This window comes from Fusibacter sp. 3D3 (assembly GCF_001748365.1).
Taxonomy (GTDB): Bacteria; Bacillota; Clostridia; order Peptostreptococcales; family Acidaminobacteraceae; genus Fusibacter_A.
This window is the reverse complement of record NZ_BDHH01000038.1, coordinates 1-9895: the sequence shown is the minus strand read 5'-3', so window position 1 is coordinate 9895 and position 9895 is coordinate 1. Positions and strand designations below refer to the sequence as shown.

Genomic DNA, 9895 nt, shown 5'->3' with positions numbered 1-9895 from the left:
AATCCCATACGAGTCAAAGGATCAGTTCATTCACGATTTTCTTCTGAAATTACTAGAAGAGCGGCAAGTGAATATCATCGACAGAAACATGAAGCAAGCTGGTTTTCCTGGTAAAAAGACACTTGAAAGTTATGATTTTTCTAGGGTTATTTTTCCAGAAAAACTTACTCTTGAAAGTCTTACTGAACTCGATTTTTTAGAAAACCAACAAAATCTCATTTTATATGGGAACATAGGTGCGGGAAAATCGCATTTAGGTGTAGCACTTGGTATTAAAGCTATTCAGCACCAAAAGTTGGTGTATTTCTTTACTGTCCACGATTTAGTGAATCGCTTGGTTGAAGCACGAGAAAATGGAACGCATGGAAGGTTAATGAAAAAACTTGAAAAGGCTCATTTACTCGTGCTAGATGAGTGGGGCTATCTACCACTGCATCAAGAAGGTGCTAGACTGCTGTTTGAAGTGGTGAGTATGTGTTACGAACGAAAAAGCATTATCATAACGACGAATATAGAGTTTAGTCACTGGAAAAACTTTCTATTCGATGAAAAACTTACTGCAGCGATCATTGATCGGGTGATACATCACTCTCATTTACTATTCTTTGATGGTCCAAGCAGACGGAAACAAGAAGCTCTATTAAAATAATAAGACTATCGGATTGTACTGTTCAAATTATTTTGCCATTTTCGTCAAAAAACTATTGCCAAATACACCATGGTGAGCTAATGGATAAACTTATATCAATACCGGAACAACCAGAGGTAATTCCATATGTGACGTCTTACTATAAAGAAGATTGGGGATTTTGTATTCAACATAATTCGAAAGTAAATCTAAGTGAAGATAGATATCATGTGAAAATTGATTCAACATTAGAAGCGGGAGTTCTGAATTATGGTGAACTTATTATCAAAGGAAGATCAACTAAGGAAGTTTTGTTGTCTACCTATATTTGTCACCCATCAATGGCAAATAATGAATTATCGGGTCCTGTAATTATGACAGCACTGGCTCAATGGTTACTAGAACAAAAAGAGTTAAATTATACTTATAGGCTTCTTTTTATTCCAGAGACAATAGGTTCAATTAATTATATATCACAAAATATTACCGAACTTAGAGAAAATGTCATTGCGGGATTTGTCCTAACGACTATTGGTGATAGTGGAGAGTTTTCATATGTTGCGTCTAGGTATGGGGATTCTTTTTCCGATGAAGTAGTAGAACATGTTTTTTCAAAACTTGAAAAATATAACAAATATAGTTATCTTGAAAGAGGTAGTGATGAAAGACAATATAATTATCCTGGTGTTGATTTAGGGATGGTTACCATCACAAGATCTAAATTTGGTACATATCCAGAGTATCATACATCTGCAGATAATTTGTCATTATTGTCCGCAAAATCACTCTTAGAGAGTTTTGAAATGGTTAAAGAAATACTTTTAGAAGTTGATCAGACTATAGATAGAGTACCCTATAATAAAACAGTTTTCAGAGCGATGAAGAAAGATAATCTTGTAAATACAGTTTGTTGTGAACCTCAACTTGGAAAAAGAGGCTTATATCCAGCTTTAAGTATGAGAGGTTCTGCTTATAGTGTAATCAATATAATCAATGTGCTTGTATATGCAGATGGTTCGAATTCAATTGAAGAAATTTCAAAAATTATTAATTTGAGTAGTGAAGAAACTTTAAAAATAGCAGAACGAATGCTTGAAAACGGATTGTTAAAAAAAATTTGAAACTAGCATGCCATTAAATAAAAGAGAGCTACTCGAAGGGTTTTATTTGTTGAATTTTGTTGATGTGATATAATTAATGTATGGTGTGAGCTGTGAAATCAGCGTAGCTGATTTCCTCTAGCGAGCGGAATGAAAGATTCTGCACGCTTTAGTAAGCTGATAAAATATAGCGGGAAACCCGTCGAGGTAAGGTCTAACCAACCGCCTTGTACCGAGTCCTTGGAGCCGAAGTGGTAACATCAGGTTTAAGCGTAGGACAGGGAGCAACAGAGCCGAAACGAAAGCGAAGTGATTGAGCTGGGAAATTATTATTTAGTTGGATTAGGTCGATGCGTTTATACTCGTAGCAGACAATATTGCTTAACTCGATAGGGTGAGAGTTGAGGAACTACCCCCAGTCTGAGAGCTTGGCGAGGTTGATGATAAGTAGTTTATCGGAACAGCTGAGGTCCTGTCATATCCTTAGCAATAAGGTATGGAAACCAAACCAAAGAAATGCGATAGGAATTCAAAAGTATGGCAGGAAGTCCGATTCGCTCATAGTACCGTAGAAACCTGTGAAAGCAGATGGAGGGAAGGGGCGGACACTTTGTAGCAAAGTGAAGAGCCGTATGCGTTAATAGCGCACGTGCGGTTCTGATTAGGGGCTTGGATGCGTAAGCATCCTTGACCTACTAAAGAATTAAAGTAATTTTAATTGGAGGTTTTAATTGAGTATAATTCTAGATACAACATTACGGGATGGAAGTTACTCCAATTTTTTTCAATTTTCAATTTCCGATGTAGTAAAGATTGTTACAGGATTAAAAAAAGCTGGGATAGGATATATCGAAATCGGTCACGGGGTTGGACTTGGTGCGAGTGAAAAAGGGTATGGTAAATCGCTACATACTGATGAAGAATATATAAGCGAAACAAAAAAAAATATTGATGGAGCTAAATTTGGCGCATTCTGTATTCCCGGAATTGCTGAGTTAGATGCGCTAAGGATGGCAGCTGATTATGAAATGGACTTTGTTAGAATTGGAACTGATGTTACAAAAATCAAGTCTTCAGAGCCATTCATTAAATTAGCGAAAAAAAAGAATATGTTTGTATCGGCCAATTTCATGAAATCTTATGCTTTAGATGCTGAACAATTTGCCATGAAGGTTTTGGAAAGTGAGTCATATGGCGCTGATTTAGTCTATTTAGTTGATTCCTCTGGTGGGATGATTCCAAGTGATATTGAGAAGTATTATAATGAAGTCAGAAAAAAAACGAGTATTCCTTTAGGGTTTCATGGTCATAATAATTTGGGAATGGCTATTGCAAACTCGATATACGCGTACGAATTAGGCTTTGAATTTATTGATACAAGTTTACAGGGATTAGGAAGAAGTTCGGGTAATGCTCCAACTGAGCTCCTGATAGCCCTCCTTATGAAAAAATATGATGTAAGAAAATATGATATGTTTAAGTTGTTGGAAATAGGAGCAGAATATGTTCGATCTTTTATTAAGATAAATGGATACCGTGCATTGGATATAATCTCGGGGTACAGTGATTTTCATACAAGTTACATGCCTTTTATACATGATATATGTAGTGAAACAAATGTAAATCCATTGGAGTTGATTATGAAATATAGTGAAATTGATAAAGTTAATATGGACTTGGAACGCTTGAGACAGATTGCGAGTAATCTTACTGAGAGCAAAAAGGACTTAAAAATATTTGATTTCAAATCATATTATGGAGGTGAACAAGGTGTTCAGAAGTCATCTAAATAGCATATTTGTTTCTCATTGTGATGATAGTCTATTTTATGATGTTGAGAGAAAACAGTCTATCTCGTATTCAGTTTTTTTATGTGATGTTAAGAAAGTGATTGAGAAAATACAAAATAGCTATGAAAAGAGCCTTGATATTGTAAGTGCTCTAAATAATAACTACACAACTCTAGTTCTATATTTTGCGGCTTTTATGTTGGGAAGAAGATTAATATTAATCGAACCACTGAAAGGGAAGAATGAGTTTCATAAAATGTTAGCAATATCTAACAATCCAGTTATATTTTGTGATATTGTTGGAGTAGATAGTCTTCATTTTACATCCGAAGATATTAATAAATGGATTAAGGAAGAATTGAGTCGAAATTCTCAATATTTCAATTTGGATATTGAAACATCTTTAATTCATCTTTCAGAATTGGTGACATTTACTTCTGGAACAACAGATGTTCCAAAAGCGGTGTTGCATACATTTGACAATTTAGCACAATCTGCCATTTCTTTTTCTAAGCAAATGGAATTTGATCATCATAATATATTTATTCATACATTTCCTATGTGTTATATGGCTGGGGTATTGAATTCATTTGTTTTACCACTTTTTTTGGGCGGAAAATGTGTAATTGGTGAGAGATTTGGAATCAATACAGTTTTTAGTTTTTGGGATAATGTTATTTCAAATGATGTGGACGTCATTTGGTTTAATCCAACAATGCTTGAAATCATCACAAAAATGTTTAAAAATAAAAGTGAAGAAATTTCGAAATATTGTGTAGATAAAAAGGTGTTGGGAATTGTTGCAACAGCGCCATTAACGGAAGAATCGTGGAAAAATTTTGAAAATATTTTTTCACTTCCTCTATACAATTCATATGGGTTATCGGAGACACTTTTTATTTCAACGAATGCGCCAAAGTTTAAAAATTATTCATCTGTTGGAAAGATTCTTGAAGGTGTAGATGTAAAAATACTTGAAGGAAGTGAAGTTGGATTAAAAGTAAAGTGGAGATGTATTGGGTATCTTAATAATAACATTGAAAATAACTTAGAAGGAAATTACTATAAATCAGGAGATATAGGGATTGTCAACAAACAGATGCTTCATATTACTGGACGTATAAAGGACCTTATCATCAGAGGGGGACTAAATATAAATCCATTTGTCATTGAACACATTTTGAAAAAAAGTATTGGGTCAAATTATGTTATTATTGGCGCTCCTGATCGAATTTTAGGAGAAAAAATATTAATGGTTGTTGAGGGGAATAAACTTGATACGTCATTAAGAACCTTGAATAAATTGCTTGAGCAGGAATTAGGAAATGAGTTCAAAATCGATGAAATTAAAACGATAGACAAAATCCCAGTTAACTCCAATGGGAAACTCGATCGAAAAAATATCTTGGAGAAGTTAAATGATATTAAAAATTGATCATATCACATTTACACATCTAAAAAACAAAGGGTTAAAAGCTTTAAATCCAGAGGGCTATAATCTTGTTTTTCATGAAAAAACACTGCCTAATACTACTTGTAAAATGGATTTGCTAGAGTTTAATCAAAGTGATCATGGGATCATTTTTCTCAAAAAAGAAGATTGTATAAGTATTGAAATCACAGAATATGATTTTATTGGAGAGGGACACTATTATACGGCATCAAGGGACTTTAGAGTCTTAAAATACAGTGTAGATGATCTTGAAACTGCAAGCTTATTTTGGAATTGTTTTGGATTTAAATTAATAGAAGGCTCTGAAACTAGATTGATTTTATGTTACAAAAGTATTATTGATAACTCAATGCTAACTTTAGAAATAAAAAAAGATGAGTGTAGTAAACGATCTTATTTAGACTCTGAAGGATTTTGTTGCATTGCTTTTATAACAAGTAGTATTGAAAAAGAGGTAAAAAAATTAAGAGGCAAAGGCTATCCGGTTTCAGAAAAATCCGAATTAGTTGTAAATGGACAACTGATGGAAATGGCATTTGTTTGTAGTCCAAGTGGCGAAATTGTAGAGTTAATTGAAATTAGGAGGAACCCCAAATGAAAATTGTTGATTTAACATTTCCAATTCAAAATGGAATGAGGAAATTTGATGCAAGTTGGCATATTGATACATCTGTTGAACCTCTCGGGCGTATAGAGACCGTCGGAAGAAATACGTCAAAAATTATAATAGGATCACATGCAGGGACTCATATGGATTCACCACTTCATTTTATTGAGAATGGTAATTCAGTGGATAGATTAAATCTTGAGACTTTAATTGGTCCAGTTAGCATATTTGATTTTTCTGATCTAGAATCTAATATAAAGGTTACAAAACAGATGCTAGAAAACCTAAATTTGAGTGATAGAGTAATATTCAAATTTGGTTGGAGTGATAAGTGGTATAATGGTGACTATTATTCAAATTATCCGTTTTTTAGTGCAGAGGCAGTGGAATATATGATTCAAAATAAGGTTAAATTGGTTGGACTTGATACGCCATCGCCAGATGACAGTAGCATAAAGTTGTTATCAGACCAGGATAGTTGCATTCATAAGTTATTGCTGAGAAATGAAATCGTTTTAATAGAATATCTTGATTTGAGTAAAGTGGATGAATATGATGGCTGGAATATTATTGCGTTGCCTATGAAACTTAAAGACTGTGATGGATCACCGTCAAGAGTAGTGCTTATGAAAGAAGAGTGATGAAATGGATAATTATATATATAAATGGTTTGCAGATAAGCTGGATGTAAATGTTGAGGAAATTATTAAAAATGAAAACGATAATTATTTCAATTTAGAATGGATAGATTCTTTTGATTTTATGAATCTTATTTCTGATATTGAAGAAAATTTTAATATCGAATTTTCAAGTGATGAATTTCAAGACAGAAAATTTTCGACTGTAAGAGGTCTTACACAGATTTTAGAGGAGAAATACCAATGAAACAAGGCATGACTGTAGATGATATTTTTATAGCATTTAAGGAAAGTGGTATCAAGAAAGGGGATATAGTCTTTTCGCATAGTAATATTGGTTTTTTTGGCCCCTTGCAAGGTGTAAATTCAAAGAATGAATATTGTCGGATCATTTATCAAACATTAATGGATATTATAGGTAAAAATGGGACATTTATATTACCTTCATTCACGTATTCTGGATTTAATCAGGAGATATTTGATAAAAGAATAACTAAAAGCAAGATGGGAATATTATCAGAATATGTTCGAAATTTACCCAATGCATTAAGATCGGAAGACCCTAACTTTTCTGTTGTGGCGGTTGGGAAAGATGCAGAATATTTTATAGCGGAAGTAGATAACTATTCATTTGGGGCTAAATCTTTTTGGTCAAAATTCATGGAGAAAGATGGTTTGTTTTGTAATTTCAATTTTGATTCAGCATCCACTTTTATTCATTTTGTTGAGAAGTCATTAAATGTAGATTATCGATTTGATAAAGGGTTTAAATGTAAAATTATGAAAGATGGAAAAGTTGAAGATGAAATATTTTATCATTATGTGTATGATCTTGAGATTACAGAAAATAAAACATCTTTTGAGAAGTTCCATGAGTATGTTATAGAGAATGGTTATGCAAAGCAAGTTAAGCTTGGCAAAGGTGAAGTTGTAACTATCTCAGCTAAGCAAACGTATGATGTTGTTAAAAATCAAATTGAGATTGATCCATATTTTTTAAGAGTAGGGGAAGTTTCTTAGCGGTTTGCAAAAAAAATAATATATCCTGAATTAGTCTATGATTGCAGGTGTTGAAGGACAAACCTTTATTTTGCACTTTATGAATATTCTTTTCAAATAGACCACCTATTCCGGTGGGTGTTGACCACCCAATCCGGAAAATGGAACCAGAGGTTCCGGTGGTGAGATCAATTTGATTATTGATTCTGTTTAAGCCCATATTCCTAACGCATAGAGTGATCATCTTTTCCTATTTTATTATGGATTTCTATATTGTAAGAATCATGAACAATTCTATCGAGTATAGCATCAGCTAAAGTAGCTTCACCAATCTTTTTATGCCAACCTGCTGGAGAAAACTGTGAACAAAAAATTGTAGATGTTTTTTTATGACGCGCATGAACAATTTCAAGAACATCACGTGCTTCATTTTCAGTTAGTGATACAAGCATCCATTCATCAAGAATTAATAGTTGAGCTTTTTTATACTGATTGAAGATCTTCTTGTAATTGCCTTCACCTCTTGCAATGGCAAGTTCAGCGAGTAGTTCTGGAAGCCTAATATATTTTACAGAATAAAACCTCTTGCAAGCTTCCATACCAAGAGCGCAAGCTAAATATGATTTTCCAGCACCTGTGGCACCCATAATAATGATATTATGTGTATCGTAGATATACTCACAGGTAGACAGCTTTTGAATTTGAGCTTTATTGAGCATTCTATTTGAAGTGTAATTAACATCCGAAATTGAAGCATGTGGTTGATCAAATTTTGCAAGTCTTATCAATCGGTGAAATTTATTGTTTTTTCTACTTGTGTATTCAATATCAACTAATAATCCAAGTCTTTCTTCAAATGACATGTGATTCAAAGCGTTGTCACTAAGTTGAATACGCAAGGCATCAGCCATTGCTGTAAATCTCATTTCGATTAATTTATTCATTGTAGATTCATTTGTCATGTTTTTTACCTCCATAATAGTCTGCGCCACGGGTAAATCCAAAGGCGTCAGTTTCTTCTATAACGTGTTTTGGAGTTTCATTGGTTAACTTATCCTGTCCTGTTGTAAGAATTGATTTGACACTCTTATAGCTAGGATGAGGCGTATAATATAACGCCCTAGAGCAAGCGGCTTCAAGTCTGATAACTGAATACTTATCGGCTAAGGTGTTGAGTAATGGATTTTGAAAAGCTATGGCATCAGATTCTTTTCACAGCAACTGAAGCTTCTTTTGATGTACCGACAGTTCCTCAGAATAATAGAACACCACTGTGGTTTAATGTTCATACAAAAGAATCACATTTGTACGTTGATAATACATCTGATAAGAAACCATCTGTTCGACTAAGTGGAGCCAGAAGAATCACTAAAGATGATTTTCTCAATGTAGCTGGATACTATGAACGTTGGAAGAATGGAGAAACTCACCTACGTCAGGAAGTAAGAGAGCAATCAAGAAATACCGCTTATATTTTTGGATTGATATCTCAATTCTCAAAAGCGTGATTATAATTTGATTGGATGGATAAACTAAATTATGGCGCCATGCTTTGGCGTAAACGAGGTGTTGCAAGTGAAGATAGAAAGTTTGAAGAAAATAATCAGTAGTGGTGAAAGCATCACTGTAGAATTCAAAGAGAGTAAAAAGAAGTTAAATAAGGATGTGTATGATTCGGTATGCGCATTTTTGAATCGTCATGGTGGGCATCTATTCCTTGGGGTGAAGGATAACGGTGATATTGTAGGAATCGATAAAGATGCTGTGGATCAGCTGAAGAAAGATTTCGTTACATCACTTAATAATCCACAAATGCTCAATCCTGCTTTTTATTTGGCAGTTGAAGATGTTGAAATAGATGGGAAGACGATCCTGTACATTAATGTACCTGAGAGTTCTCAGGTGCATCGTTGTAAGGGGAAAATCTTTGATCGAAATGAAGATGGAGATTTTGACATAACAAATAATACAAATCTAGTTGTTGATTGTCAAGTAGAATTGACCCACTTTTTCACTTAAATCTGACCCACCCTTGAATTATTAATAGGTGGATCAGGTTTCTTTATAAATTCTAATATTCACACTGTGAATTGACCCACTTGTTACTGGGTAATGATTTGATAACCTGCACTTTTTAAAGAGGTCTGGTCAATAATCATTGTCTTTGATGATGGTTCAAGTATGATATACTTGCTTAACTCAAGCAATCGGTCTCCCAATAGCTCTTGAATAAGCTTTTCCATCGCTTCAGTACGATTACCTAGCATTTGGTTTTTCTGGTGATACTCAGGTTCTATGGATACAGGGGAACAGAGTTCTTCCATGCTCAAAAAAACATTGTCTTTGTTGGATTTTTCTTGGTACATAAAGCTATCCGTGTCTTTATCATATACAAATTTCGGATGATTCTTTATTCTTTTTATGATAGCTAACGGATATTTAATGCCGTGGTCACTAATAAGTTCATAAGCAGCCATACGACCTTCATCATTATACTTCTGGGCTATGCTGATCAATTCAGCGTCTTTTATTTTACTCATGGCTTGCTTCCTTTCGTTTAAAGAGGGATCTCATCAGTTGCAGTATCTGACGTTATGTTTGCACCATGTAGCTTTGCAAGATAGACTTCCTGGTCTTGTGGCGTTAATTTTGTAAGATTCTCGATAATCTCTTGTTCATA

12 protein-coding genes are annotated in these 9895 nt (G+C 33.9%); 10 read left to right on the top strand and 2 right to left on the bottom strand.

Annotation, left to right across the window (positions count from 1 at the left end; translation table 11 throughout):
• From istB (F3D3_RS22785) to F3D3_RS22750, 8 genes are all read left to right on the top strand, one after another.
• Positions 1 to 649: IS21-like element helper ATPase IstB (istB, locus tag F3D3_RS22785; protein WP_207645410.1), on the top strand; the 649-nt coding region annotated here is incomplete at its 5' end.
• A 32-nt stretch (positions 650 to 681) separates the two neighbouring features.
• Positions 682 to 1749, top strand: a complete 1068-nt coding sequence (locus F3D3_RS22780; RefSeq protein ID WP_242877192.1) for a DUF4910 domain-containing protein — start codon at positions 682 to 684, stop codon at positions 1747 to 1749.
• 710 nt (positions 1750 to 2459) lie between these two features.
• Positions 2460 to 3521, top strand: coding sequence for a 4-hydroxy-2-oxovalerate aldolase (locus F3D3_RS22775; RefSeq protein WP_069876776.1), 1062 nt, complete (start codon positions 2460 to 2462; stop codon positions 3519 to 3521).
• Complete coding sequence (locus tag F3D3_RS22770; protein WP_069876773.1) at positions 3499 to 4953, top strand: class I adenylate-forming enzyme family protein; 1455 nt, start codon at positions 3499 to 3501, stop codon at positions 4951 to 4953. The genes F3D3_RS22775 and F3D3_RS22770 overlap by 23 nt, the downstream gene beginning before the upstream one ends.
• Positions 4937 to 5569: a VOC family protein gene (locus F3D3_RS22765; protein ID WP_069876770.1), complete on the top strand. Its 633-nt coding sequence runs from the start codon at positions 4937 to 4939 to the stop codon at positions 5567 to 5569. The genes F3D3_RS22770 and F3D3_RS22765 overlap by 17 nt, the downstream gene beginning before the upstream one ends.
• Complete coding sequence (locus F3D3_RS22760) at positions 5566 to 6219, top strand: cyclase family protein (protein WP_069876768.1); 654 nt, start codon at positions 5566 to 5568, stop codon at positions 6217 to 6219. Before F3D3_RS22765 ends, F3D3_RS22760 begins: the two co-directional genes overlap by 4 nt.
• Positions 6220 to 6223: 4 nt before the next feature.
• Positions 6224 to 6463, top strand: a complete 240-nt coding sequence (locus F3D3_RS22755; RefSeq protein ID WP_069876765.1) for an acyl carrier protein — start codon at positions 6224 to 6226, stop codon at positions 6461 to 6463.
• Positions 6460 to 7236, top strand: a complete 777-nt coding sequence (locus F3D3_RS22750) for an AAC(3) family N-acetyltransferase (RefSeq protein WP_069876763.1) — start codon at positions 6460 to 6462, stop codon at positions 7234 to 7236. Before F3D3_RS22755 ends, F3D3_RS22750 begins: the two co-directional genes overlap by 4 nt.
• Positions 7237 to 7439: 203 nt before the next feature.
• On the opposite strand, the gene istB (F3D3_RS22745) is transcribed toward F3D3_RS22750, so the two are convergent.
• A complete protein-coding gene (istB, locus tag F3D3_RS22745; RefSeq protein WP_069876760.1) occupies positions 7440 to 8177 on the bottom strand; it encodes an IS21-like element helper ATPase IstB in 738 nt (245 codons plus the stop codon).
• Between the two features lie 216 nt (positions 8178 to 8393).
• Between istB (F3D3_RS22745) and F3D3_RS22740 the strand changes: the two genes are divergently transcribed.
• Both F3D3_RS22740 and F3D3_RS22735 read left to right on the top strand, forming a co-directional pair.
• Positions 8394 to 8723, top strand: coding sequence for a hypothetical protein (locus F3D3_RS22740; protein WP_069876758.1), 330 nt, complete (start codon positions 8394 to 8396; stop codon positions 8721 to 8723).
• A gap of 67 nt (positions 8724 to 8790) precedes the next feature.
• Complete coding sequence (locus F3D3_RS22735; RefSeq protein ID WP_069876757.1) at positions 8791 to 9234, top strand: helix-turn-helix domain-containing protein; 444 nt, start codon at positions 8791 to 8793, stop codon at positions 9232 to 9234.
• An 83-nt stretch (positions 9235 to 9317) separates the two neighbouring features.
• Here F3D3_RS22735 and F3D3_RS22730 read toward each other — a convergent pair whose 3' ends face one another.
• Positions 9318 to 9755, bottom strand: a complete 438-nt coding sequence (locus F3D3_RS22730; protein ID WP_069876331.1) for a hypothetical protein — start codon at positions 9753 to 9755, stop codon at positions 9318 to 9320.
• Between the last annotated feature and the right edge of the window lie 140 nt (positions 9756 to 9895).